General features: G+C 61.5%; 24 protein-coding genes. 20 read left to right on the top strand and 4 right to left on the bottom strand.

Annotation, left to right across the window (positions count from 1 at the left end; all coding sequences use genetic code 11):
• The first annotated feature begins 19 nt into the window (after positions 1-19).
• Together mscK and selO are read left to right on the top strand one after the other, a co-directional pair.
• Positions 20-3,388, top strand: coding sequence for a mechanosensitive channel MscK (gene mscK / locus ACI2KS_RS15910; protein ID WP_404621848.1), 3,369 nt, complete (start codon positions 20-22; stop codon positions 3,386-3,388).
• A 48-nt stretch (positions 3,389-3,436) separates the two neighbouring features.
• On the top strand, positions 3,437-4,900 hold the full coding sequence (selO, locus tag ACI2KS_RS15905; RefSeq protein WP_404621846.1) for a protein adenylyltransferase SelO: 1,464 nt from the start codon (positions 3,437-3,439) through the stop codon (positions 4,898-4,900).
• A 100-nt stretch (positions 4,901-5,000) separates the two neighbouring features.
• Here the strand turns inward: selO and ACI2KS_RS15900 are convergent, their stop codons facing one another.
• The 3 genes from ACI2KS_RS15900 to ACI2KS_RS15890 form a co-directional block, all read right to left on the bottom strand.
• Entirely contained in the window at positions 5,001-5,957 is a 957-nt protein-coding gene (locus ACI2KS_RS15900; protein WP_404621844.1) for a hypothetical protein, read from the bottom strand.
• Between the two features lie 282 nt (positions 5,958-6,239).
• Positions 6,240-6,602 carry a type II toxin-antitoxin system PemK/MazF family toxin gene (locus ACI2KS_RS15895; RefSeq protein ID WP_404621842.1) on the bottom strand — a complete coding sequence of 121 codons (363 nt, stop codon included), beginning with the start codon at positions 6,600-6,602 and terminating at the stop codon, positions 6,240-6,242.
• Positions 6,602-6,892 (bottom strand): AbrB/MazE/SpoVT family DNA-binding domain-containing protein, encoded by a 291-nt coding sequence (locus tag ACI2KS_RS15890; protein WP_404621840.1) that lies wholly within the window; start codon positions 6,890-6,892, stop codon positions 6,602-6,604. Before ACI2KS_RS15890 ends, ACI2KS_RS15895 begins: the two co-directional genes overlap by 1 nt.
• A gap of 213 nt (positions 6,893-7,105) precedes the next feature.
• Here ACI2KS_RS15890 and trxC point away from each other — a divergent pair, with 213 nt between their 5' ends.
• The gene (gene trxC, locus ACI2KS_RS15885; RefSeq protein ID WP_404621838.1) at positions 7,106-7,540 is read left to right on the top strand and encodes a thioredoxin TrxC; all 435 of its coding nucleotides are present in this window, start codon (positions 7,106-7,108) and stop codon (positions 7,538-7,540) included.
• A 137-nt stretch (positions 7,541-7,677) separates the two neighbouring features.
• Complete coding sequence (locus ACI2KS_RS15880; RefSeq protein WP_404621836.1) at positions 7,678-8,055, top strand: PAAR domain-containing protein; 378 nt, start codon at positions 7,678-7,680, stop codon at positions 8,053-8,055.
• A 46-nt stretch (positions 8,056-8,101) separates the two neighbouring features.
• Here ACI2KS_RS15880 and ACI2KS_RS15875 read toward each other — a convergent pair whose 3' ends face one another.
• Complete coding sequence (locus ACI2KS_RS15875) at positions 8,102-8,875, bottom strand: ParA family protein (protein ID WP_404621834.1); 774 nt, start codon at positions 8,873-8,875, stop codon at positions 8,102-8,104.
• A 352-nt stretch (positions 8,876-9,227) separates the two neighbouring features.
• Between ACI2KS_RS15875 and ACI2KS_RS15870 the strand changes: the two genes are divergently transcribed.
• Genes ACI2KS_RS15870 through ACI2KS_RS15795 form a run of 16 tightly spaced genes read left to right on the top strand, consistent with a single transcriptional unit; the run spans position 9,228 to position 23,827 of the window.
• A complete protein-coding gene (locus ACI2KS_RS15870; RefSeq protein ID WP_404621832.1) occupies positions 9,228-9,956 on the top strand; it encodes a beta-ketoacyl synthase chain length factor in 729 nt (242 codons plus the stop codon).
• Positions 9,932-10,774: a lysophospholipid acyltransferase family protein gene (locus tag ACI2KS_RS15865; RefSeq protein WP_404621830.1), complete on the top strand. Its 843-nt coding sequence runs from the start codon at positions 9,932-9,934 to the stop codon at positions 10,772-10,774. The genes ACI2KS_RS15870 and ACI2KS_RS15865 overlap by 25 nt, the downstream gene beginning before the upstream one ends.
• Entirely contained in the window at positions 10,719-10,979 is a 261-nt protein-coding gene (locus ACI2KS_RS15860; protein ID WP_404621828.1) for a phosphopantetheine-binding protein, read from the top strand. The genes ACI2KS_RS15865 and ACI2KS_RS15860 overlap by 56 nt, the downstream gene beginning before the upstream one ends.
• Before the next feature lie 9 nt (positions 10,980-10,988).
• On the top strand, positions 10,989-11,243 hold the full coding sequence (locus ACI2KS_RS15855; RefSeq protein ID WP_404621826.1) for an acyl carrier protein: 255 nt from the start codon (positions 10,989-10,991) through the stop codon (positions 11,241-11,243).
• Positions 11,240-11,785: a hypothetical protein gene (locus tag ACI2KS_RS15850; protein WP_404621824.1), complete on the top strand. Its 546-nt coding sequence runs from the start codon at positions 11,240-11,242 to the stop codon at positions 11,783-11,785. Before ACI2KS_RS15855 ends, ACI2KS_RS15850 begins: the two co-directional genes overlap by 4 nt.
• Positions 11,782-13,467 (top strand): AMP-binding protein, encoded by a 1,686-nt coding sequence (locus tag ACI2KS_RS15845; protein ID WP_404621822.1) that lies wholly within the window; start codon positions 11,782-11,784, stop codon positions 13,465-13,467. Before ACI2KS_RS15850 ends, ACI2KS_RS15845 begins: the two co-directional genes overlap by 4 nt.
• Positions 13,460-14,194, top strand: a complete 735-nt coding sequence (locus ACI2KS_RS15840) for a glycosyltransferase family 2 protein (protein WP_404621820.1) — start codon at positions 13,460-13,462, stop codon at positions 14,192-14,194. Before ACI2KS_RS15845 ends, ACI2KS_RS15840 begins: the two co-directional genes overlap by 8 nt.
• Entirely contained in the window at positions 14,191-15,135 is a 945-nt protein-coding gene (locus ACI2KS_RS15835) for a glycosyl transferase (protein ID WP_404621818.1), read from the top strand. The genes ACI2KS_RS15840 and ACI2KS_RS15835 overlap by 4 nt, the downstream gene beginning before the upstream one ends.
• A complete protein-coding gene (gene hutH / locus ACI2KS_RS15830; protein ID WP_404621816.1) occupies positions 15,116-16,660 on the top strand; it encodes a histidine ammonia-lyase in 1,545 nt (514 codons plus the stop codon). Before ACI2KS_RS15835 ends, hutH begins: the two co-directional genes overlap by 20 nt.
• Positions 16,653-17,081 (top strand): acyl-CoA thioesterase, encoded by a 429-nt coding sequence (locus ACI2KS_RS15825; protein WP_404621814.1) that lies wholly within the window; start codon positions 16,653-16,655, stop codon positions 17,079-17,081. Before hutH ends, ACI2KS_RS15825 begins: the two co-directional genes overlap by 8 nt.
• A complete protein-coding gene (locus ACI2KS_RS15820; protein WP_404621812.1) occupies positions 17,075-17,767 on the top strand; it encodes an outer membrane lipoprotein carrier protein LolA in 693 nt (230 codons plus the stop codon). Before ACI2KS_RS15825 ends, ACI2KS_RS15820 begins: the two co-directional genes overlap by 7 nt.
• Positions 17,757-20,168, top strand: coding sequence for an MMPL family transporter (locus ACI2KS_RS15815; RefSeq protein ID WP_404621810.1), 2,412 nt, complete (start codon positions 17,757-17,759; stop codon positions 20,166-20,168). Before ACI2KS_RS15820 ends, ACI2KS_RS15815 begins: the two co-directional genes overlap by 11 nt.
• Complete coding sequence (locus ACI2KS_RS15810; RefSeq protein WP_404621808.1) at positions 20,159-21,406, top strand: NAD(P)/FAD-dependent oxidoreductase; 1,248 nt, start codon at positions 20,159-20,161, stop codon at positions 21,404-21,406. Before ACI2KS_RS15815 ends, ACI2KS_RS15810 begins: the two co-directional genes overlap by 10 nt.
• Positions 21,403-22,149: a class I SAM-dependent methyltransferase gene (locus ACI2KS_RS15805; protein WP_404621806.1), complete on the top strand. Its 747-nt coding sequence runs from the start codon at positions 21,403-21,405 to the stop codon at positions 22,147-22,149. The genes ACI2KS_RS15810 and ACI2KS_RS15805 overlap by 4 nt, the downstream gene beginning before the upstream one ends.
• On the top strand, positions 22,146-22,634 hold the full coding sequence (locus ACI2KS_RS15800; RefSeq protein ID WP_404621804.1) for a DUF3261 domain-containing protein: 489 nt from the start codon (positions 22,146-22,148) through the stop codon (positions 22,632-22,634). Before ACI2KS_RS15805 ends, ACI2KS_RS15800 begins: the two co-directional genes overlap by 4 nt.
• Positions 22,631-23,827, top strand: a complete 1,197-nt coding sequence (locus ACI2KS_RS15795; protein WP_404621802.1) for a beta-ketoacyl-[acyl-carrier-protein] synthase family protein — start codon at positions 22,631-22,633, stop codon at positions 23,825-23,827. Before ACI2KS_RS15800 ends, ACI2KS_RS15795 begins: the two co-directional genes overlap by 4 nt.
• The last annotated feature ends 2 nt before the right edge of the window (positions 23,828-23,829 follow it).

The raw sequence follows: 23,829 nt of genomic DNA, 5'->3' as shown, positions 1-23,829 counted from the left end.
ATGGCTCGACCCGGTGTCTATGTTCACGCTGCGTACCTTTTTTGCCTCGGCCCTGCTGGGGCTATGCCTGTCTTCATTCCCGGCGCTTGCCGCCGACACGCCTCCCCCCAGCAGCGACGCTGTCCAGCAAAGCCTGGACAAGATCGCCGACCGAAAACTGTCGGCCGATGATCAGAAAAGCCTGCAACAGGTGCTGGAACAGACGCTTGCGTTCCTGGCCAGCCAGCAGGACAACCAGCGCAAGCTTGAAGACCTGAAGAAACAGCTGGCAGACGCGCCCAGGCAGACTGCCGAAAACCAGAAAGAGCTCACGCGCCTCAAAGGCATACGCCAGATACCGGTGGCGCAACGCTACGCCAGCATGGACGTGCCCCAGCTTGAGCAGATGCTCAGCCAGCGCAGCACTCAGCAAGCCGATCTGCAAAAAGCCCTCAATGATGCCAACAGCCTGACGATCACAGCCCAGACTCGCCCCGAACGGGCGCAGGCCGAGATCAGCAGCAGCCAGACCCGCATCCAGGCCATCAACGGTATCCTCAAGTCCGGCAAGGATGGCGGCAAAACCATCAACGCCGATCAACGCAACCAGTTGAACGCCGAACTGGCGTCGATCAATGCGCTGATTGCCTTGCGTCGTCAGGAGCTGGCCGGCAACAGCCAATTGCAGGACCTGGGCGGCAGTCAGCATGATCTGCTGACCGAGAAGGTCGCTCGTCAGGATCAGGAAATCCAGGACCTGCAAACGCTGATCAACGACAAGCGTCGTGCCCAGTCCCAGCAAACCGTCACCCAGCTCTCGCTGGAAGCACAAAAAGCGGGTGGCAGCAGTCTGCTGGCGACCGAAAGCGCCGCCAACCTCAAGCTCTCCGACTATCTGTTGCGCGGCACCGACCGGCTCAACGAACTGACGCAGCAGAACCTCAAGACCAAGACTCAGCTCGATGCCATCACCCAGACCGACCAGGCGCTGGATGAGCAGATCAATGTGTTGAGCGGCAGTCTGCTGTTGTCCAAGATCCTCTATAAACAGAAGCAGGCATTGCCGCATCTGAAGCTCGACAGCGGACTGGCCGACGAGATCGCCGACATCCGCCTGTATCAGTTCGAGGTCAATCAGCAACGTGAGCAGATGAGCAGCCCGAGCGCTTATGTCGACACCTTGCTCGCGACTCAGAAACCGGAAGACGTCACCCCCGCCCTGCGCAAAACGTTGCTGGATCTGGCGACCACCCGCAGTGATCTGCTCGAGCGGCTCAACCGTGAACTGAGCGCCCTGCTCAACGAATCCATCACCTTGCAGCTCAACCAGAAACAACTGGTCAGCACGGCCCTCAGCCTGCGTCAGACGCTGGACGAGCAGATGTTCTGGATTCCCAGCAACAAGCCACTGGACTTCGAATGGTTCGAGCGCATCCAGCCGCGGCTGGCCAAGCAGGTCTCCACTCTGCCCTGGACCTCCAGCGTCAGCGAGTTGAGTGACGGCCTGACCCAGCGGCCACTGATCTTCCTGCCCCTGCTGTTGGTGATCGGCGGCCTGATGTGGAAGCGCAAGGCGCTGTACGACAAGCTCAATCGCCTGCACGCCGACATCGGGCACTTCAAGCGTGATCGGCAATGGCAGACCCCACTGGCGATCTTTATCAACATTCTGCTGGCGATGCCGCTGTCGCTGGCGTTGGCATCCTGCGCGCTGGCCCTGCAAATCGATGCCCGCGAGCAAAACGTCAACCTGGGCGCCGCGTTGATGCAGATCTCCCTGGCCTGGCTGGTGTTTTACACCGCTTACCGCATCCTGGCGCCGGGTGGCGTGGCGCAGCTGCATTTCCGCTGGGAAAAACCGCAGGTCGAATTCCTTCGCGGCTGGATCCGACGCCTGGGTCTGGTCGTGCTGGCACTGGTCTCCGTTGTGGCGGTCGCCGAGCACGAGCCTTCCGCGCTGGCCGATGACGTGATCGGCATCGCCGTGGTCTTGACCTGCTATGCGCTGATGACCTGGCTGCTGGGGCGCCTGCTGCTGACCAGCCCGACCCACCAGAATGCCTCGCTGTTCCGCCGCGCGGTGGGTGTGGCGTTTACCGCGCTGCCGGTCGCGCTGTTTCTCGCCGTGTGTTTTGGCTACTACTACACCGCGCTGAAACTCAGTGACCGACTGATCGATACCCTCTACCTGCTGATGCTATGGCTGGTCATCGAAGCCGCCTTCGTCCGCGGCTTGGGCGTCGCGGCGCGGCGCCTGGCGTATCAGCGTGCGCTGAGCAAACGCCAGGCGGCCAAGGAAGCCGGTGAAGGCGAAACCCTGGTCGAAGAGCCGACACTGGACATCGAGCAGGTCAACCAGCAGTCGCTGCGTCTGATCCGCCTGGCCCTGATCGGTGGATTCATCGGCGCGCTGTACCTGGTCTGGGCGGACCTGATCACGGTGTTCTCGTATCTGGACAACATCACCCTGTATGAATACACCAGCGGCACCGGCGCGGCCATGAGCATGGTGCCCATCAGCCTCGGCGATCTGATCGGCGCGCTGGTGATCATCGGCATCACGTTCGTGCTGGCCGGCAACCTGCCCGGTCTGCTGGAAGTGCTGGTGCTGTCGAAACTGAACCTCAAGCAAGGCAGTTCCTACGCCACCACTACCCTGCTGTCCTACACCATTGCCGGCGTCGGCTTCGTCTCCACCCTGTCGGCCCTGGGCGTCAGCTGGGACAAGTTGCAATGGCTGGTGGCGGCGCTATCGGTAGGTCTGGGTTTCGGTATGCAGGAGATCTTCGCCAACTTCATCTCCGGCATCATGATCCTGTTCGAGCGCCCGGTGCGGATTGGCGACACCATTACCATCGGCAACCTGTCGGGGACTGTCAGCAAGATCCGCATTCGCGCCACCACCATCACTGACTTCGACCGCAAGGACATCATTGTCCCGAACAAGACGTTCATCACCGGGCAACTGATCAACTGGTCGCTGACCGACACCATCACCCGCGTGACCCTCAAGCTGGGCGTGGATTACGGCTCCGACCTTGACCTGGTACGCAGCCTGCTGCTCAAGGCCGCCCATGACAACCCACGGGTGCTCAAGGAGCCGGCGCCGATCGTCTACTTCCTCAACTTCGGCGAAAGCACGCTGGATCACGAACTGCGCATGCATGTACGCGACCTCGGCGACCGCAACCCGGTGCTTGATGAGATCAACCGCTTCATCAACAAGGAATTCAAGAAGCAGCACATCAATATTTCGTTCCGGCAGATGGAGGTTTACCTCAAGAACATGCAGGGGCAGGAGTACAAGATGGTGCCCATTGAAGCGGAGCAAAAGAGCATCGCTGAGCCCGCCGCCGTGCCCGTCGCGCCGAAGGATGTCCCGGAGCCGCCGGACGTCAGGCTCGACTGACAGCAAAAAGCCCAGCAGAATGCTCGGACATGCTGCTGGAGCTTTGCCGTGAAAGCCCTCGACGAGTTGACCTTCGACAACCGCTTCGCCCGCCTGGGCGACGCATTTTCCACTTCCGTGCTGCCCGAGCCCATCGCCGAACCGCGTCTGGTGGTCGCCAGCGATGCCGCCCTGGCACTGCTCGATCTGGACCCGTCACAGGCCCGGGAGCCGGTATTCGCCGAGCTGTTCAGCGGCCACAAACTGTGGGCAGAGGCCGATCCGCGCGCGATGTTGTATTCCGGCCACCAGTTCGGCTCCTACAACCCGCGGCTGGGCGATGGACGCGGGCTGCTACTGGGTGAGATCTACAACGACGCCGGCGAGCATTGGGACCTGCACCTCAAGGGTGCCGGGCAGACGCCGTACTCGCGCATGGGTGATGGTCGTGCCGTATTGCGGTCTTCGATCCGGGAATTCCTCGCCTCCGAGGCACTGCATGCGCTGGGTATCGCCAGCAGCCGCGCTGCTTGCGTGATCGGCTCGAGTACCACGGTCTGGCGCGAAACCCAGGAGCGCGCCGCGATGGTGTTGCGCCTGGCAAAGAGCCACGTGCGCTTCGGCAGCTTCGAATACTTCTTCTATACCAAGCAGCCGGAGCAGCTCAAAGAGCTGGTCGATCACGTGCTGTCGTTGCACTACGCGCAATGCCTGGAGCAGCCCGAACCGTACCTGGCCATGTTCAACACAATCGTCGAACGCCAGGCCGAGATGATCGCCAAATGGCAGGCCTACGGCTTCTGCCATGGCGTGATGAACACCGACAACATGTCGATTCTGGGCATCACCTTCGACTTCGGCCCGTTCGCCTTTCTCGATGACTTCGACCAGCATTTCATCTGCAACCACTCCGACAATGAAGGTCGTTATTCTTTCAGCAATCAGGTGCCAATCGGTCAGTGGAACCTCAGCGCGCTCGCCCAGGCACTCACGCCGTTCATCAGCGTCGAAGCACTGCGCGAGGCGCTGGCGCTGTTCCTGCCGCTGTATCAGGCGCATTACCTGGACCTCATGCGCCGGCGTCTGGGTCTGACCACAGCCGAAGAAGAAGACGCCGACCTCATCGCCCGCCTGCTGCAACTGATGCAGAACAGTGGCGTCGATTACAGCCTGTTCTTCCGCCGCCTGGGTGAAGAATCGGCCGAGATTGCCGTCAGCCAACTGCGCGACGATTTCGTCGACCTGCTCGGCTTCGACGCCTGGGCCGACACCTACAAAGCCCGCATCGCCCGCGAGCCTGCCACCGGCCAGGACCAACGTCGCGCCCGCATGCACGCCGTCAACCCGCTCTACATCCTGCGCAACTACCTGGCCCAACGCGCCATCGAAGCCGCAGAACTTGGCGACTACAGCGAAGTCCAGCGTCTGCATCAGGTGTTGTGCAAGCCCTTCGAGGAACAGCCCGGCATGGAAAGTTATGCACAACGGCCACCCGATTGGGGCAAGCATCTGGAGATCAGTTGTTCGTCTTGATAAAGGCCATTACCTCGATATCCCTTTGCAGCAGCACGGTTTGCCGTTAGTCGCGACGGCAAATCGCAACGCCACCAGCAAGCCGTCCTGGCAAAAGGCTTCAAGCGTTTTTAATCACCGGCAGAACGCCACTGCCCGCCTCGGGTTTGACCTGAGCGACGGGGTTGGGCCCCTGAGCAGCAGCCTGCTTTTTCAGGTATGCCTCGGTGAAGGTCACCGGTACCGGTGATGTTCTGGGGCTGAATTTTTTCGTTCGCGCGGGATGGGTTGGGTCGGCGCCCTTGTCCTTCTGAGTGTCGACGATCCCGGCGAGGATGTCGTAAAGCGTCAATTTGCGGTCTGCGGAACGCCGCTCGATGATGCCGGAAACGCTTGGCAGGGTCTGGTCGGTTTTGATCCTGGCCTGCAGGATCGCCTCGGCATCCTTGGGATAATCCACCGCCTTCTCGATGGTCGGCAGCGATTTGAAGTAGCTCAGTGCCTCCCTGTAAAACTTCGGCGCCTTGCCGGTCCGGGTCTGCTCAAGCACCCCTTCGGCAATCGCAACCTTGCGCCAGGCGTCGTCCATCTTTTGCACGCCCTGCCAGGCTGCACGTCGTTCGTTCAGGGTGAAGTCGCCGCTGTCGTCGTAGGCAATCAGATTGAGTTGTTCGCGCGACAGGTTTTCAAACGGGCTTTTTGCATTCATGTCTCCCGCCAGCGTGCGGGTCACGAAGGCGCTGGCCTGGCGCGCGCGATCGAGCAACTCGGGGTCGTTGGTCGCCGGAACCTCCATTGCCCGAGTCGCGCTGTTGGCCTTGGGTGTCTCCAGCAGAAATTCGTTTATCCGATTGAGCCCATATTTCCCCAGCTCAGCGTGCGTCATCCCCGCGTCCCGCTTGGCCGCCCTGGCCGCGCTTTCGTTCAACTGACTGGCGAGCGTGGAAAAACTAGCCTTGTCGGTCTTCACCCGCTTGCTTTCAGCCACCGCCGTCTGATCACCCTTTTCGCTCGTGGTTGCGGCTGCTGGCTTATTCGAAATGATCGCGGAAACGGCGGCCTGTATCTGACTGATCATTGGCGACTCCCTGGCAATGAATGTTCAGGGGCCGCCGTGCCAACAACCTTGCGCAAACCGGCCCCAGGACACAAACCTATTGCTGGAAGCCGGCCAGGCCCAGTCGGGCAAACGGGGGGCTCTTTCGGCTAATGCCCCCGGTTCATGAGGCGTCCGGGTCCGTACTTCGCGCCATGGGAAGACCTGCGTTCAGTAATAGAGGGCATTGCGGGGGGATGTGATGAATGAGGGCTGGAGCACAGAAATTTGCGCATCCATTGAGTTAGTTGTCATGAAAGATCGCTAGTCTTGAAGATCAATCACGCTTAGCACCTTGGACACGATATCGTTCGTCGTGAACTTATCGAGACTCTCGATGAATCTTGCCGAACCTGAACGAACGCGTTGTTCAATATCGAAACTGCGTACCTGATTACACACGGCGATACCGCTGGTTTCATGGCCTGCAACCAGAACGGCGAGTCCAGATTCGCGCGCAAACCGTCCCCCACTGGTAACCGGCACTGTCATACAGACGCCCAGCGCGTTTATTCGATGAGATGTGATGACTACAAATCGATGACGATCTTTCATTTCACGACCAGCGACCGGATTAGGATCGATCCAGTAAACGTCGCCCTGGCGAGGCGCCCCCCGGCGCACCATCAGGTAATCTCCCTTCCGGCAGGATTACCCTCCCTGGCCCAGTCGGTCTCACGGTTCAGCTCTGCAACATGCTCCGCCCCTCTGAGCAGTTGCGAAGCGGTATATCGTTTACGCGCCAGCTGCGCGACAGGCTTTGCAACAAGCTCACCGGCTACCACTGTCAGCTCGACCTGCGAGCCTATTTCCAACTCCAGAAGCTTGAGAAACGCTGGAGGAATAGTCATCACAGCGGCACCTCCCTGGCGACGAATAGTAGAGTTCATAGTCATCGGTTTTCTCTTATCGACCATACTCTTCACCTCTCGCTTAAGTGCTACGAACGTAGCACTTAAGGCCCAGCCTGGCGATCAATGAAGACGAGCGTTCAGGCTATTCATTGCCAAGACTTCCTGAAAGCCGAATAGGCGGCGGCCTCTGTGAGAAAGTGCTGAAATTCGCGCTTGATAACCCGCCCTGCAGGCTCCACTTACCCATCATTAGCCCCCCATTGCGGAAAACCTGCCATGTCCGACTCACTGCTGATCCCTTGCCCACACTGCAATGGACTTAACCGTATTCCCTCCGAGCGACTGGGCGATCAGCCCAAGTGCGGCCGCTGCAAGCAGGCGGTGTTGCTGAGCAAGCCGTTCAATCTGACGCAGGGCGATTACGCCAGCCAGATCAAAGGCGATCTGCCGCTGCTGGTGGATGTCTGGGCCGAGTGGTGCGGGCCGTGCAAATCCTTCGCGCCGACGTTTGAACAGGCGGCAGCGCAACTGAGCGGCCGGGTCCGCCTGGCCAAGCTCGACAGCGAGGCAAACCAGCAGCTGTCGGCACAGCTTGGCATCCGTTCGATTCCCAGTCTGATTCTGTTCAGAGACGGGCGCGAAGTGGCCCGGCAGAGCGGCGCCTTGCCGCTTCAGCAGCTGACGGCATGGCTGGCGAGCCAAGGCATCTGACAGCCCACGCCACCTGGCACGAAGTGTATGCCTGCTTCGGTTGTAGGGTATTTCTGAAAGCGCATCGAGCCGTCACACACACCGATTTCAACGCCTAGGGTTAGTCGTTCTCACGGATGATCCAGAGGCAGTCAACGATGACATGTGTAATCAGAGAAGGTGACTCCACCACCACCGGTGGCGTGGTGATGCAAACCTCGTCCACGCAAGTCTGGGCCGAGCGCAGGCTTGCGCGAATGGGCGATCCGGTGTGGTGCGCCGCCTGTCAGCAGGTGGGTTTTATCGCTCAGGGCAACCCGACCTTCATTGACCAACTGATGGCCGTCGCCACGGATGGCCATCTCGTGCATTGCGCCTGCCCGCATGGCGTTCATCGGCTGATATCAAGTCAGGATCAGTTGCTGGCCGACATGGACGCGACGATAAACATCCCCAAGGATCAAGCCGAAAAAGCTCGCAAGCGGGCCAGGCAACTGAGCAGAACGCTGCGCCCGGCTGACTCCCCGGCGCAATAGACGGCACAGGCGCCGGGGTCGCCCGCGCAAACGGCCAAGCTCAACGCTAAGCCTTGCTTTCCAGCAGATCGTGCAATTGGACAAACTGCAGACTCAACTTGTGGCGCGGGTCCAGATAAATCAGAGGCTTGCTGGCTTCATGGGACTCGCGCATCTGCACCGAACTGCTCAGGTAAACCGGCAATACCGGCAGACCTTCGGCGATCAGCTCGTCGAGGATCCGCTGCGGCAGCGAGGCCCGTGACTGAAACTGGTTGACGATGATGCCCTCCACCTCAAGCCCTTCATTGTGGTCCTCTTTCAATTCGTCTATTTCCCTGAGCAAGCCATAGAGCGCCTGCCGCGAGAAGCTGTCGCAGTCGAAGGGAATCAACACGCGGTCGGCGGCGATCAACGCCGATACCGCGTAGAAATTCAACGCGGGCGGTGTATCCAGATAAATACGCTCGTAATCCTCATCCAGCCCGTCGAGCAACTTACGCAGCTTGTTGATCTTGTGCTTGGCCTCAAGCTTGGGCTGCAGGTCGGCCAGCTCGGCGGTGGCCGTCACCACATGCAGGTTATCGAACGGCGTTTCGTATATATCGACCTGGTTCTTTTTCGAGAACGGCACGGAAGAAAGCGTGTGCTTGAAGAAATCGGCAATGCCCATGGGAATGTCTTCGCCGGTCAACCCTGTCAGGTATTGCGTCGAATTGGCCTGTGCGTCGAGATCGATCAACAGGGTCCGATAGCCCTGACTGGCGCTGACCGCCGCCAGATTGCAGGCAATGCTCGATTTGCCAACGCCGCCTTTCTGATTGAACACCACACGCCGCATCTGGAGAACTCCCTGTTGCTGTCTTGCAGTGAAGGACCGCCTGGCGGCCCGATGAATGGTCCCGAGTCTAGGCAATCTGCATCAAGAGGGCGAGCCTCTCGGACAAATCGGACAACCGGAGGAGAACAGGCGGGCTTGCCGCTCTAATTCGTCCTACTCGGTCTGACAGACCATATCCGCCATAACAGTAAGAAAGATCTTCAGTAAATAAACTAATTGTTTCAGCGTTTGCCACTGTGCTTTGGCATCGGGATAATGCCCGCCACTCGGTACTAGCGCCGCGCCATGGTTGGTGTCACTTCGGATTCTCGAAGCCAGGAAGTAAGCCCGCTAAAGGGCGGGAAGATAACTCGTGATCATGTTCAACATCGCACAATGGCGCGCGTGGGCCCCTGGCCTGACGTCGGCAGAAGACTGGTCACAATGGAGCCGAAACCCGGCAATTGCGTGCGATCAGGGTGAAGCGCCCGACGTCTCTTTCCTGCCTGCCATGCAGCGTCGACGGCTGAGTCGCCTGGCCAGAATGGCCTTCGCTGTAGGCTGGCCGCTGGCTGAAGGGCGTGAACAGTTGCCGCTGGTATTCGTGTCACGACACGGCGAGACCCCGCGCACATTCGACATCCTCAGCGATCTGGCCACCGACCAACCGCTCTCTCCGACCCAATTCAGCCTGTCGGTACACAACGCCGTGATTGGCCTGTGGTCCATCCTGCGCAACGAAACCAGTGAAATGACCGCACTGGCGGCTGCTGGCGACGGGTTGGAACATGGCGTACTCGAAGCAGCAGCGTTGCTCAGGGAAGGCGCCCCGGCAGTACTGCTGATCGTGGCCGAGGAGCGGCCGCCAGGCGCTTATGCGCCCTGGATCGACGATGTGCCGTTCCCTTATGCGATGGGGCTGCTGTTGACCCCGGGCGACGAATGGCAGCTGGGACTGAGCACTTGCGAGTCTAAGGACACTGCACATTTGCGGGACGACTGGCCCCACGCCCTCAAACTTATCCGCGGGTTGTCAACGCAAAAGGGCGCCCTGCAGCATCACTGGAAGAATCGGCTATGGAACTGGCTACACAACCGCTGAGCAAGAGCCGCGACGCCTATTACTGGCGCTTGCTGGGCACTGCACTGAGCTTCGCCCTGTTCGGGCTGGGCGGGTTGTGCCTGCGTCTTCTCATATTCCCGCTGCTGTCATTGCTGCCGGGGCACCCGTGCAGCCAGCAACGCCGCGCTCGCCGCACAATCAGCCGGCTGTTCTGGGCCTTTATCCGGTTCATGGCCAGGGCCGGTGTCCTTACGTATGAAATCGAAGGCGCAGATCGCCTGGGCCGACCGGGCCAGATGATCATCGCCAACCATCCTTCGTTGATCGACGTGGTGTTTCTCATCGGCCTGGTCCGCGATGCCAATTGCGTGGTCAAGAAAAGCCTGTGGGACAACCCGTTCACTCGGGGTCCGGTACGTTCGACCGGCTATGTCACCAACGACGGCAGCGCCGACATGCTGGAAAACGCCGCCGGACTGCTGCAGTCAGGTCAGACCCTGATCATCTTCCCGGAAGGCACCCGTACCCCGCCGGGGATGGCTCCTGCTTTCCACCGAGGCGGCGCAGCCATCGCACTGCGTGGCGCCAAGACCGTCACCCCGGTCACCATCCATGTTTCGCCCAGCACATTGACCAAGGCCGAACCCTGGTATCGCATCCCTCTGCGTCGACCGCACTTTCACTTGCGCGTAGGCAACGACATCGACCCTGCGGCATTCGCCGCGCTGGGTCCGCCCCCTGTGGCATCACGCAAGCTCAATGACTATCTGCATCACTACTTCACCAAGGAACTCGCCACAGATGAGCGATCTGCACCTGGAAATCAAACAGCTGATCATCGACGCCCTGGGCCTTGAAGACATCAGCACACACGACATCGGCAACGACCAGACGCTGTTTGGCGAAGGGCTGGGGCTGGACTCGGTCGACGCCCTGGAGCTAGGGCTGGCCGTGCAGAAACGCTACGGCATCAAGATCGACGCCGACGCCAAGGACACACGCACCCACTTCACCAGCGTCGACAGCCTCGCGGCCTTCGTCAGCGCTCGCCAAGTGGCCTGAGGACTGAACATGCAATCCCGTGAAGACATCTTCCAAACCCTGCGTACTGCGCTGGTCGAGCTGTTCGAACTTGAACCGGAGCGAGTCACTCCGCAGGCCAACCTGTATCAGGACCTGGAAATCGACAGCATCGACGCCGTCGACCTGATCGACCATATAAAACGCAAGACCGGCAAGAAGATCGCCGCCGAAGAATTCAAGTCCGTACGCACCGTCGACGATGTGGTTGAAGCGGTCCACCGGCTGGTCACCGCGGCAGCATGAACCGGCTGATCGGCATCGGACTGGTGCTTGCGGGCGCGCTCTATCCATTTGCAGTGTATTTCGGCAGGGGCCACTTCGCGCCGTGGCAACTGGCGCTGCTGCTGGGAGCCTTGTGGGCATGCCGCGCGCTGACCGCTGAGCGGCGTCCCGGCAGTCTTGGCATGGCGTTCGTCGCGCTCGCTTTCTGCCTGTTGCTGGGGATTTTCGACAGCCCGCAGTTTCTGCGCTGGTACCCGGTGCTGATCAGCGCCTTCATGCTCACCGTGTTCGGGCTGAGCCTGATACGCGGCATGCCGGTCATCGAACGTCTGGCGCGCCTGACCGACCCACAGCTTTCGCCGGCCGCTATTCGCTATACGCGCCAGGTGACCCGGATCTGGTGTGTGTTCTTCCTGGTAAACGGTGCAGTCGCAGCCGCGCTGACCCTCTGGGCACCACTGAGCTGGTGGGCGCTGTACACCGGTCTGATTGCCTACGGGCTGATGGGCGCGCTGTTCGCCGGTGAATGGGTTGTCCGCCAGCGCGTGCGAGGTGGTGCATGAGCTGGATAAACCCTGAACAACTGCTGCTGGAGGCTTACCCGGGCCGGACGATCACCCATGCGCCTTACATGAGCCAGCCTCAATGGCGCGACCGGGCACTGAGTGCTGCCGCAGCGCTGCAGGCGCGCGGAGCTGCGAGCATTGCGATTTACCTCGAAGATGCTGGCGAACTGGCCGTGGCATTGTTCGCTGCGTGGCGCGCCGGGGTCAGGGTTCTGTTGCCCTCCGATCTGCAAGCGCCGACTCGCCAGCGCTGGGCGCGGCAGGTAGATCTCTGGATCACGGACCTGGCGGAAGATACGCAGCTGCATCAGCTCGACGCAGCCCCTCTCACTCCGGCGACACTGGACCTCGACCAATGCGTGCTAGGGCTCTGCACTTCCGGCTCCAGCGGCGAGCCCAAGCTGATCGAAAAAAAGCTGCGCCACCTGGCCAATGAAGTCGCCGCGCTGGAACGCCTGTGGGGCGCGGATCTGGGGAACGCCTGCGTGATCGGCAGCGTTGCCGCACAGCATATTTACGGGCTGCTGTTCCGGGTGTTATGGCCAATGTGTGCCGGCCGCAGTTTCGTGCGCATGCAACTACCGTTTCCCGAGGACCTGCAGCGTGCCAGCCGCGAGCACCAAGCCTTCGCCTGGGTGGCCAGCCCTGCCCTGCTCAAGCGTATGGGTGACAACCTCGACTGGCGCAGCATGAGCGCGGTGCGCCGGGTATTTTCGTCCGGCGGCGCGCTGCCTCCCCAAGCAGCTGAAAGCCTGCATGAACGGCTGGGCCAATGGCCGACCGAGATCCTTGGCAGCTCCGAAACCGGCGGCATCGCCTGGCGTCAGGATGAGCCGCTGTGGCGAGCGTTTGAAGGCGTGACGCTGAGTCAGGACGACGAGGGCGCGCTGTGCGTGGAATCTGCGTATCTGCCGGCCGGTCACGTTGAACGGACAGCCGACGCCGCGCGGTTTGGCGATGACGGACGTTTCGAGTTGCTTGGGCGACTGGACCGCATCGTCAAACTGGAAGAAAAGCGCATCTCCCTGCCCCTGCTGGAGCAGGCGCTGGCCACCCATGACTGGATCAGCGAGGCGCACATGGGCGTGGTGCATGAAAATCGCGCCTCGCTCGGTGCGCTCGCGGTACTCAGCGCCAGCGGTGTGCAAGCCTTGCGCAACAGGGGCCGCAAGGCACTGACCAGCGCTCTGCGTCAGCATCTGATGCCCCATTGCGAGGCCATCGCCCTGCCACGCCGCTGGCGGCTGGCAAGTCAGCTGCCACTCAACTCCCAAGGCAAGCTGCCTCAGGCGTTGATAGAAGCTTTGCTCGCCGCGCCAAGGACCCGGGAACCCGAGTTGGTTCGCCAGCAACAGATCGGCGACGAACTGCAACTGGATCTGATCGTGCCGCTGGACCTTGCGCACTTCACCGGGCATTTCCCCGGCACGCCGATTCTACCGGGCGTGGTGCAGGTCGACTGGGCCATCAACATGGCACAGCGCCTGATGCAAATTCCGTCGCGCTTCGCCGGTATGGAAGTCCTGAAATTCCAACAGTTGGTACGCCCCGGTGATTGCATCTCCCTGACCCTGCGATTCGATCGCGAGCGCAGCAAACTGCATTTCACCTATCGCAACGGCGATGCGTCGTGCTCCAGCGGACGGATTCTATTGATGGAAGAGCCTCTCAATGCATAACGCCTGCGCCGTTATCCCGGTCTACGACCACGAACTGGCCGTTCCGGCGGTGGTTCGGGAGCTGCTGCAGGCTGGCCTGCCTTGCGTGCTGATCGACGACGCCAGCAGCCCGGCTTGCGCGGCGGTCCTCAAGACACTGGCTGCACAAAACGACTTGTTCCTGGTGCAGCTGCCAGTCAATCAGGGCAAGGGGGGCGCGGTCATGGCCGGCCTTCGCGAAGCCGCAAAACTGGGCTTTAGCCATGCGCTTCAAGTGGATGCCGATGGCCAGCACGATCTGAACGATATTGCGGTGTTCCTCGAACACTCCCGCGAGCACCCCCAATCACTGATCTGTGGCTATCCGCAGTACGACGCCAGCGTACCCAAAGGTCGCCTGTACGCACGCTATCTGACCCATGTCTGGGTCTGGATCAACAGCCTGTCCCTGCAGATTCCCGATTCGATGTGCGGTTTTCGGGTCTATCCGCTCAAGCCGGTGTTGCATCTGATCAACACGGTAAATCTGGGCAAGCGCATGGATTTCGACCCGGAAATACTCGTGCGTCTGTCCTGGCGAAATCAACCGATGCGCTGGCTGCCAACCAGGGTTCATTACCCCCAGGACGGCCTGTCGCATTTCCGCCTGTTTCACGACAACGCATTGATTTCGAAAATGCACACCAAGCTGTTCTTCGGCATGCTGGCGCGCTTGCCGCTGATCCTCTGGCGGCGGTGGCTGCCATGAGCGATGCCGGGCAAAAGGAGCACTGGGCCCAGCATCAGGAGCGCGGCAGCTTTCTGCTGATGAAGCTCACGGCCTGGGGCGTGAAGCTGCTCGGACGCCGGGTGCTGAGCCCGGTTTTGCACGCCATCGTCCTGTACTTTTTTCTGTTCGGTCGCAGCGCCCGTCGGAGCGCCTGGCAATACCAGCAACGCCTGGCCGAGTGGAGCAATCAACCGTTATCGCGCCCCAGCCACTGGCGCGTGTTCAAACAGTTCATGGCCTTCGCCGACGCCCTGCTGGACAAGCTCGACGTGTGGAACGGCAAGCTGGGCCTTGAGCAAATCCAGATCGTCGATGACGCCAGCCTGCGCGATCAGTTGCGCGGCGAACGCGGACAGATGCTGGTCGGCGCCCACCTGGGCAACCTCGAGGTCTGCCGGGCACTGGCCGAACTGGGCGAAAAGGTCACGATGAATGTGCTGGTTCATACCCGGCACGCCGAACGCTTCAACCGCCTGCTCGGCGAGGCCGGGGCGACCAACCTGCGCCTGATACAGGTCAGCGAGCTGGACCCGGCGGTCATGCTGCAACTGAGCCAGCGCCTTGACCGCGGGGAGTGGCTGGCGATCGCCGGCGACCGCGTGCCGCTACACGGAGGGCGCAACGTGCGCGTCGACTTCCTCGGCCATTCGGCGGCTTTCCCGCAAGGCCCATGGTTGCTCGCCGGCCTGCTGAAGTGCCCGATCAACCTGATTTTCTGCCTCAAGGGGGCGAGCGGTTACCGCGTGGTACTCGAGCCCTTCGCCCAGGCCATCGAGTGGCGGCGCAGTGATCGTCAGCAAGTGATCGCACGATGGACCCAACGTTATGCCGACCGTCTGGCGCACTACTGCCTGCAAGCGCCTGAGCAGTGGTTCAACTTCTACCCGTTCTGGAAATCCGATGACGAACCAAGCACCTGAGCCGATCATCTTCGGCGAACGCCCTTTGAGCATCGAGGACGTTTGGGCGTTGTCCAACCGTCAGCGACCAACCGCCCTGCAAGGTGACGAGCCATACCGTCAGCGCATTGCCAGGGGGGCGCAGTTCCTTGACTCGCTGCTGGACAAGGAAGGCGTGATCTACGGCGTCACCACTGGCTACGGTGATTCCTGCGTGGTTGCGGTACCGCTGGAGCACGTCGAGGCACTGCCGCGTCATCTGTATACCTTTCATGGCTGCGGGCTGGGCAAGATGCTCGATGCCCAGGCGACCCGGGCGGTATTGGCTGCACGTCTGCGTTCACTGTGCCACGGTGTTTCCGGCGTGCGTATCGAGCTGCTGGAACGGTTGCAGGCGTTTCTCGATCACGACATTCTGCCGCTGATTCCGGAGGAAGGCTCGGTCGGTGCCAGCGGCGACCTGACCCCGCTGTCCTATGTCGCGGCGACGCTGTCCGGCGAACGTGAAGTCGTTTTTGACGGCCAGCGCCGCCAATCTGCCGATGTGCACCGCCAATTGGGCTGGACGCCGCTGGTTCTACGGCCCAAAGAGGCCCTGGCGTTGATGAACGGTACCGCCGTAATGACCGGGCTGGCCTGTCTGGCCTTTGCCCGTGCCGACTACCTGCTGAAGCTGGCGACTCGCATCACCGCATTGAATGTGGTGGCGCTGCAAGGCAACCCCGAGCACTTCGACGAGCGCCTGTTCGCCGCCAAACCGCATCCCGGGCAGATGCAAGTGGCGGCATGGCTGCGCGAGGATCTGGCGATCAACGCCCCTACGGCGCCGCTGCATCGCCTGCAGGATCGCTACTCGTTGCGGTGCGCCCCCCATGTGCTCGGCGTGCTGGCTGACAGCCTCAACTGGCTGCGCGGCTTCATCGAAATCGAGCTCAACAGCGCCAATGACAATCCGATCATCGACGCCGAAGCCGAGCGCGTCCTGCATGGCGGGCATTTCTATGGTGGCCATATCGCTTTTGCCATGGACAGCCTCAAGACCCTGGTGGCCAACGTCGCCGATCTGCTGGACCGTCAGCTGGCGCTGTTGGTGGACGAACGCTACAACCACGGCCTGCCGAGCAATCTGTCGGGCTCGCCGGCGCACCGCGCGATGATCAATCACGGCTTCAAGGCAGTTCAGATCGGCACCAGCGCCTGGACCGCCGAAGCCTTGAAAAACACCATGCCGGCCAGCGTGTTTTCGCGCTCCACCGAGTGTCACAACCAGGACAAGGTGAGCATGGGCACCATCGCCGCGCGCGACGCCATTCGTGTGCTGGAACTGACCGAACAGGTTGCCGCCGCGACGCTGATCGCCGCCAACCAGGGTGTATGGCTGCGCAGCCGCGTCGCAGATGCCCGTGCCTTGCCGCCAGTGCTCGCCGCCATGCATGAGCAACTGCGTGAGGATTTCCCCCCGGTCATCGAAGATCGCGCGCTGGACGCTGAACTGCGCCTGTGCCTGCAACGCATTGCCCACCAACACTGGAGGCTGCATGCGTAACAAAGGCGTGATTCACGAAGACACCCAAGTGCTGGTGCCATTTTTCGACGTCGACAGCATGCACGTCGTCTGGCACGGCCATTACGTCAAGTATCTGGAAGAAGCGCGCTGCGCCTTGCTCGACAAGCTCGGGCACAACTACGCCCACATGCTGCAATCGGGTTATGCGTGGCCGGTAATCGACCTGCAATTGCGCTATGTGCGCAGTGCAGTGTTCGGTCAACGGATCAACGTGCGCGCCAGTCTGGTGGAGTGGGAAAACCGCCTGAAGATCGACTACCTGATCACTGATATCGCAACAGGCGAACGGCTGACCCGCGCCAGTACCGTTCAAGTGGCGGTGCATATCGACAGCCGGGAAATGCAACTGGCCTCGCCAAAGGTATTCGTCGAAGCGGTCGGGAGGGCACTGGAATGCTGATCCCTGCAGGCGCGAGCGTGCTCGCGAAAATCGTCAACGATAACCCCGGGCGCCTGATCAAACGCAGCGCCCTGAAGCTTTTCGCGAGCAGGCTCGTTGCTGCAATGGCGGTGCTGTTGTCGAGCTTCGGCGCGCATGCCTTCGATCTGCAGCAGCTGAGCGAGCAACTGGCGAAACCGAGTGTGATCCACGGCGGATTCATTCAGGAAAAACACCTGCGCTCGCTGCCTCAACCGCTGACCAGCAAAGGCAACTTCGTCCTGGCCAGGGACTTGGGCCTGTTGTGGTTATTGGACACACCGCTCAAGCAGGACTACCGCATCACCGCCGCAGGGATAGCCCGTCGCGAAACGGATGCAGACGGCGCCTGGCAGATGCTCCCCGGCAAGAGCGCCGGTGCTGAGCAGAACCGTCTGTTCCTCGCCGTGTTGCGCGGTGACAGCAGCGGCCTGCAACGCGATTTCGAATTGCACCTGAGCGGCGACACGAACGGCTGGCAACTGACGCTGGTGCCACGTTCGCTGATGCTTGGGCAGGTGTTCAAGCAGATCAACATCAGTGGCGGTGCCCTGGTGCAACGTATCGAGCTTATGGAAACCCAAGGCGACAGCACCCTTTTGAAGATGATCGATAGCACCAGCGCCCAGCCCCTCAGCGAATCGGAGCGCACCGACTTTGCCCGCTGAACGCCTGCTGCCGCGCCTGTTTCTGGTCATCCTGCTGGCGGTCCTGGCGCTGGCGGGCTGGCAGTGGCGTGACGGCGCGCCATTGTCGGCCAACCTGATGGAGCTGGTCCCGGGCAGCAGTCCGGATGCGCTGGAGCTGCGTGCCGAACAACGCATTCAGGAGCCGCTCAACCGCGAAATGCTGATACTGGTCGGCCAGGCTGACCGATCGCGGGCCGTTGATCTGGCGCACAGGATAAGCGACACCTGGCAGGCCAGCGGACTTTTCGAAAAGGTCCAATGGAATCTGCAAGCCGACCTTCCGGCCTTGCGTGAGCAACTGTTGCAAGGTCGACTGGCCATGCTTGCCGACAGCGACCGCGCCGAGCTGATCGAACATCCCGAGGTGTTCATCGAAAAACGCGTACAGAATCTGTTCGACCCGTTTGGCGGCTTCAGTCTGGTGCCCAGCCAGAACGATTGGCTAGGGCTGACCGGACGTATCCAGAACAGCCAGCCGAGCCACGGTGCGGTGCAGCTGGACATTGGCAGCGGCGCCCTGATTGCCGATGCCGATGGCAAAAGCTGGGTGCTGTTGCGGGCACGGACCAAGGCCGATGCCTTTGACATGAGCCTGCCGCTCAAGGTCTGGGCCTTGCTCGATGACGCGCGGGCCCAGGCGTCCAGTGAAGACGCGCAACTGCTGGCCGCGAGCGGTCTGCTGTATGCCGCCCACGGCCAGCAGCAGGCCGCCCGTGAAATCACCTGGGTCGGCGGCGGCGCGACATTGGGCATCCTGTTGCTGCTGATGATGGCGTTCCGACGCTGGCGCGTGCTGCTGGCGTTCGTACCGGTCATCGTCGGCATGCTCTTCGGCGCCACCGCATGCATCGCCTTGTTCGGCAAGATGCATGTGATGACGCTGGTATTGGGCTCGAGCCTGATCGGTGTTGCTGTCGATTACCCCCTGCACTACCTCTCCAAGAGCTGGAGCCTGAAACCCTGGCGCAGCTGGCCCGCCCTGCGTCTGACGCTGTCAGGCCTGAGCCTGAGCCTGGCCACCAGTTGCATTGGCTATCTGGCGCTGGCCTGGACGCCATTCCCGGCCCTGACCCAGATTGCCGTTTTCTCGGCTGCCGGACTGGTCGGCGCTTACCTTTGCGCCGTATGCCTGCTGCCTGCGCTGCTCAAGGGCGTCGAGTTGCGTCCGGCGCAGTGGCCGCTCAAGCTCGCGCAGCGGATGGTGAATCTGCACGGCCAATTGCTGGCGCGGGGGGGGACTGCGCCTCTGCTGGTCTTGCTACTGATTTTCTGTGGGGGCGGGCTCTGGCAACTGACAACCAAAAACGACATCCGTCAGTGGATCGCCGCGCCGCCGAGCCTCACCGACGAAGCCCGCGCAGTCGCGCGCATCACCGGCTATCAACCGACCAGCCAGTTTTTCCTGGTTCGCGGGGCAGACCAGCAACAGTTGCTGGCGCGTCAGACCGCCCTCAGTCAACGCCTTGATCAGTTGGTGATGCTGGGCAAACTGCAAGGCTATCTGGCGTTGAATCAACTGGTGGCCACGCCAGTCGAACAAGAGGCCACCCGCAATGCACTCGATGCCTTGCCCGCACATTGGCAGCCATTGCTCGACCTTGGGGTGCCGGCCGAGGCCTTGAACCAGGAGCTGGCCAACCTGCGCGCACTGCCCACCCAGGACATTGACAGCCTGCTGGCCGGACCACTGGGCGAGCCATGGCGCCTGCTGTGGATGGGTAAAAATGGCAACGAAGTCGCAGGGCTCGTCAGCCTGCGAGGCCTCAACGATGCCAACCTGCTGCGTATTCAGGCGCAGGATTTGCCCGGCGTACAACTGGTTGACCGCCTCGGCGACCTGAACAAGGTCTTCGCCGCCACGCAGGTCAGCGCTGCAGAACTGAAACTGCTGTCCTGCGTACTGATCGTGGCGCTGCTGACCCTGCCGTTCGGCCTTGGCGGTGCATTGCGTATCGTTGCGCTGCCGCTGCTCGCAGCGCTGTGCAGCCTCGCGAGCCTAGGCTGGCTTGGTCAACCGCTGACACTGTTCAGCCTGTTTGGCCTGCTGCTGGTGACAGCGATCAGCGTCGATTACGCCATCCTCATGCGCGAGCAGATTGGCGGTGCTGCCGTCAGTCTGCTCGGTACGCTGCTGGCCGCGGCGACCACATGGTTGTCGTTCGGTCTACTGGCGATATCCAGTACGCCTGCGGTCAGCAACTTCGGTCTCTCGGTCAGCCTGGGCCTGGCCTTCAGCTTCTTGCTGGCGCCATGGGCCGGCCGCCAGCACACCCAAGATACGCCTGCGAACGATGGCGAACGGGATGCAGGCTTGAACGGGCCGCGCCCTTCGCAAGAGGAGCAGGCCAACACACTCGAAAAGGAAACCTTGTGCCAGTAGCTGATAGGGAATGTCGCCAGATCGTGGTGATCGGTGCCGGTCCAGCCGGAGCCATCGCCGCCACCCTGCTTAAACGTCAGGGCCATGATGTATTGATTATCGAACGAGAGCAGTTCCCGCGTTTTTCGATCGGCGAGAGTCTGCTGTCGCATTGTCTGGATTTCCTCGAAGAAGCCGGCATGCTCGATGCGGTCCAGGCTGCCGGGTTCCAGCTCAAAACCGGTGCAGCGTTCGCTTGTGGCGAGCAGTACAGCGCGTTCGATTTCAGCGAAACGTTCAGCGACGGCAAGCCGACGACGTTCCAGGTGCCACGTGCCGACTTCGACAAACTGCTGGCCGACGAAGCGAGCCGTCAGGGGGTGGAAATCCGCTACCAGGAATCCATCATCGCCGGCGATTTTGCAGCCGGGCAGCCGGTTCTCGCCGTGCAGCGCGCAGATGGCAGTCAATACAGCGTGCAGGCGGGTTTCGTGCTTGACGCCAGCGGCTACGGCCGGGTGTTGGCGCGCCTGCTGGATCTGGAAGCACCCTCTGACTTCCCTACCCGCCAGGCGGTATTCACACATGTGGAAGATCGCATCGGCGACCCCGATTTCGACCGGACCAAGATCCTGGTCACCGTTCATCCGACAATGCCCGATGTGTGGTTCTGGTCGATCCCGTTCAGCGCCGGGCGCTGCTCTGTCGGCGTGGTGGCATCGGCCGAGCGCTTCAACGGTCAGCCCGAAGACCTGGACGCCTGTCTGCGCGCCTTTATCGAGCAGACTCCAAGCCTGAGCCGGGTGCTGCAAAACACAGTCTGGGATACCCCGGCGCGGACCATCGGTGGCTATGCCGCCAACGTCAAGACCCTGCATGGCAGAGGCTTTGCGCTGCTGGGCAATGCGGCGGAGTTCCTCGATCCGGTGTTTTCGTCCGGCGTGACCATCGCCATGCGCTCGGCCAGCCTGGCCGCCGGGGTATTGCACCGTCAGTTGCAGGGCCAGAGCGTGGACTGGGAAGCCGAATTCGCCGTACCGCTCAAGCGTGGTGTCGATACGTTCCGCGCCTACGTCGAGAGCTGGTACGAAGGCCGCTTGCAGAGAGTAATCTTCTACCCCGACAGCAGCGACGACATTCGTCGCATGATCTGCTCGATCCTGGCCGGTTATGCCTGGGATGAGCGCAACCCGTTCGTGGCCGAGCCCAAGCGAAGGTTGCGCATGCTGGCTGAAATCTGCGCGAGTACAGACTCATGAGCGAGCCGTTTTTCAGCCACAGCTATGTCGAGGAAACGCGCCTTGGCTTTGTGTTCCTGCGCAGCCACACCTGGCAACACCACGTGCTGCGCGTGGCCATCAACGACCTGCGCGGTCTGTTCGGCGAGCATCCCCCGCAAGATCCGGTGATCCTCGACGCGGGTTGCGGTCAGGGAAAATCTTTCCAGTACTTGCACAAGGTGTTCAATCCGACGCAGATTCTGGGGGTCGACGCCGACCCGCTGAGCCTCAGGCTCAGCGCTGAAGAGGCCGCACGCAGGCGCCTTGACGTCGAGCTGCTGGGCAGTGACTGTGCAGCGTTGAAGCTGGCCGACGCCAGTGTCGATCTCGTGTTCTGCCACCAGACGTTTCATCATCTGGTCGAGCAGGAGAAAGCCCTCGCCGAGTTCTATCGCGTGCTCAAACCGGGGGGCTACCTGCTGTTCGCCGAATCCACCCAGGCCTACATCGACACCTGGGTGATTCGCTGGTTCTTCCGCCATCCGATGCAGGTGCAGAAGAGTGCGGCGCAATACCTGGACATGCTGCGCCAGCAAGGTTTTCAATTCGGCCCGCAGAACGTCTCCTATCCCTATCTTTGTTGGAGTCGTGCCAAGGATTTCGGCTTGCTCGAACGCCTCAAACTGATCAAACCCAAACCCTTCGGCGAACGTGAGGAGACGCTGGTCAACGTCGTCGCACGCAAACCGCCCAAGGCCTCACTGGAAGGTGACACACCATGATCCGCGCCCTTCTGCTGGTTTGCGTCCTGTTGCTGAGCGCCTGCGCCAGCCACGCGCCGTTGCCCGCTCAAATCCCTCACATCAAATTCCCGCAACAGCTGCACGTTCAGCGCGAGCAGGCCGGCCAACGCCAGGACTGGCTGCTGGTGGTCCAGAAAGAGCGCCATGGCCTGCGCTGGTCGCTGATGGACCCGCTGGGCATGCCACTGGCACGCCAGCAGTTGCAGGAAGACACCTGGAAAGCGGACGGTCTGCTGCCACCAAACCCCGAAGCCCGAGAGCTGTTCGCCGCCGTACTGTTCGCGCTGACGTCCGAGCAGGAAGTGCGCTTCGACTACCCGGGTGTGCAGCTGCTGCCCCATGGCCGCATCCTGGAAGATCGCTGGAGGGTCGACTACGCCTCCGAGGGCATCTTCCGTCTCACCCTGGAAAGCGGCGAACTCAAATACATTGTCAGCCCGCTCGAAGGCAAGGCGAGCAAATGACCGCCTACCTCAATTCACTGGGGCTGATCTGCGCGCTGGGGCAGGACCGTGCCAGCGTCGCACGAGCATTGTTCGCCGGTGACACCTCTGGCATGCGCAGCGAAAACGGCTGGCTACCTGAGCGTTCCCTGCCGGTGGCGGCGGTCAAAGGAGCGCTGCCGCCAATTCCTGCCGCGCTCGGCCAACAAAGCAGCCGCAACAACCAGCTGCTGTTGGCAGCGGCGCTGCAGATAGAGCCCCAGATCCATCAGGCGATCGACCAATACGGACGCGAGCGCATCGGGGTGATCCTCGGCACCAGCACATCGGGCATCGACGAGGCTAGTCGCGGTATCGCAGCCTATCTGCGCGATGAGGCGTTCCCCGATAGCTACGACTACCGCCAGCAGGAACTCAGCGCGCCGGCCAATTTCCTGACCACCTGGCTTGAGTTGAGCGGCCCCAGCTACGTGATTTCAACCGCCTGCACGTCCAGCGCCCGCGCCTTGCTCAGCGCCCGCCGTCTGCTTGACATGAACCTGTGCGACGCAGTGCTGTGTGGCGGCGTGGACAGTTTGTGCAAACTGACACTCAACGGTTTTTCGGCACTTGAGGCGGTCTCCGGCGAGCGTTGCAATCCGTTTTCGGTCAACCGCAACGGAATCAATATCGGTGAGGCGGCAGTGCTGTTCCTGATGACCCGCCGGGCCGGTGACGATCATCACATCGCCCTGCTCGGCGCAGGCGCCAGCTCCGACGCCCACCATATTTCCGCTCCCGAGCCGCATGGCCGCGGCGCGCAACAGGCGATGCGCAAAGCGCTGGATAACGCGCATCTGCACCCCGGCGACATCGGTTATCTGAACCTGCACGGCACGGCGACTCAACACAACGACTCGATGGAATCGGTAGCCGTGAACGCCATTTTCCCAGGGGGCGTGCCGTGTTCATCGACCAAACCCATGAGCGGCCACACCCTCGGCGCGGCCGGGGCGCTGGAAGCGGCGTTCTGCTGGCTGGCGTTGTCACCCGACAATTACACGCAACAGCTGCCGCCTCATGTGTGGGACAACCAGGCCGATACAAGCCTGCCTGCAATGACCTGGGTAAAACCGGGCGACGTCCTGCAAAGTCAGGCACCACGTCGCCTGATGAGCAACTCATTCGCCTTCGGCGGCAACAACGTCAGTCTGATCATCGGAGACGCAGCGTGACT

This window comes from Pseudomonas sp. NPDC087358 (genome assembly GCF_044900785.1).
Lineage (GTDB): Bacteria > Pseudomonadota > Gammaproteobacteria > Pseudomonadales > Pseudomonadaceae > Aquipseudomonas.
This window is presented reverse-complemented; position numbering and strand designations above follow the sequence as displayed.

Excerpts from the sequence above, each read along its gene's own strand:
- mscK (WP_404621848.1), top strand. The coding sequence starts at position 20 with ATGTTCACGCTGCGTACCTTTTTTGCCTCGGCCCTGCTGGGGCTATGC.
- ACI2KS_RS15900 (WP_404621844.1), bottom strand. The coding sequence starts at position 5,957 with ATGATCAGTCAGATACAGGCCGCCGTTTCCGCGATCATTTCGAATAAG.
- ACI2KS_RS15895 (WP_404621842.1), bottom strand. The coding sequence starts at position 6,602 with ATGGTGCGCCGGGGGGCGCCTCGCCAGGGCGACGTTTACTGGATCGAT.
- ACI2KS_RS15890 (WP_404621840.1), bottom strand. The coding sequence starts at position 6,892 with ATGGTCGATAAGAGAAAACCGATGACTATGAACTCTACTATTCGTCGC.
- trxC (WP_404621838.1), top strand. The coding sequence starts at position 7,106 with ATGTCCGACTCACTGCTGATCCCTTGCCCACACTGCAATGGACTTAAC.
- ACI2KS_RS15880 (WP_404621836.1), top strand. The coding sequence starts at position 7,678 with ATGACATGTGTAATCAGAGAAGGTGACTCCACCACCACCGGTGGCGTG.
- ACI2KS_RS15875 (WP_404621834.1), bottom strand. The coding sequence starts at position 8,875 with ATGCGGCGTGTGGTGTTCAATCAGAAAGGCGGCGTTGGCAAATCGAGC.
- ACI2KS_RS15865 (WP_404621830.1), top strand. The coding sequence starts at position 9,932 with ATGGAACTGGCTACACAACCGCTGAGCAAGAGCCGCGACGCCTATTAC.
- ACI2KS_RS15860 (WP_404621828.1), top strand. The coding sequence starts at position 10,719 with ATGAGCGATCTGCACCTGGAAATCAAACAGCTGATCATCGACGCCCTG.
- ACI2KS_RS15855 (WP_404621826.1), top strand. The coding sequence starts at position 10,989 with ATGCAATCCCGTGAAGACATCTTCCAAACCCTGCGTACTGCGCTGGTC.
- ACI2KS_RS15850 (WP_404621824.1), top strand. The coding sequence starts at position 11,240 with ATGAACCGGCTGATCGGCATCGGACTGGTGCTTGCGGGCGCGCTCTAT.
- ACI2KS_RS15845 (WP_404621822.1), top strand. The coding sequence starts at position 11,782 with ATGAGCTGGATAAACCCTGAACAACTGCTGCTGGAGGCTTACCCGGGC.
- ACI2KS_RS15840 (WP_404621820.1), top strand. The coding sequence starts at position 13,460 with ATGCATAACGCCTGCGCCGTTATCCCGGTCTACGACCACGAACTGGCC.
- ACI2KS_RS15835 (WP_404621818.1), top strand. The coding sequence starts at position 14,191 with ATGAGCGATGCCGGGCAAAAGGAGCACTGGGCCCAGCATCAGGAGCGC.
- hutH (WP_404621816.1), top strand. The coding sequence starts at position 15,116 with ATGACGAACCAAGCACCTGAGCCGATCATCTTCGGCGAACGCCCTTTG.
- ACI2KS_RS15825 (WP_404621814.1), top strand. The coding sequence starts at position 16,653 with ATGCGTAACAAAGGCGTGATTCACGAAGACACCCAAGTGCTGGTGCCA.
- ACI2KS_RS15820 (WP_404621812.1), top strand. The coding sequence starts at position 17,075 with ATGCTGATCCCTGCAGGCGCGAGCGTGCTCGCGAAAATCGTCAACGAT.
- ACI2KS_RS15805 (WP_404621806.1), top strand. The coding sequence starts at position 21,403 with ATGAGCGAGCCGTTTTTCAGCCACAGCTATGTCGAGGAAACGCGCCTT.
- ACI2KS_RS15800 (WP_404621804.1), top strand. The coding sequence starts at position 22,146 with ATGATCCGCGCCCTTCTGCTGGTTTGCGTCCTGTTGCTGAGCGCCTGC.
- ACI2KS_RS15795 (WP_404621802.1), top strand. The coding sequence starts at position 22,631 with ATGACCGCCTACCTCAATTCACTGGGGCTGATCTGCGCGCTGGGGCAG.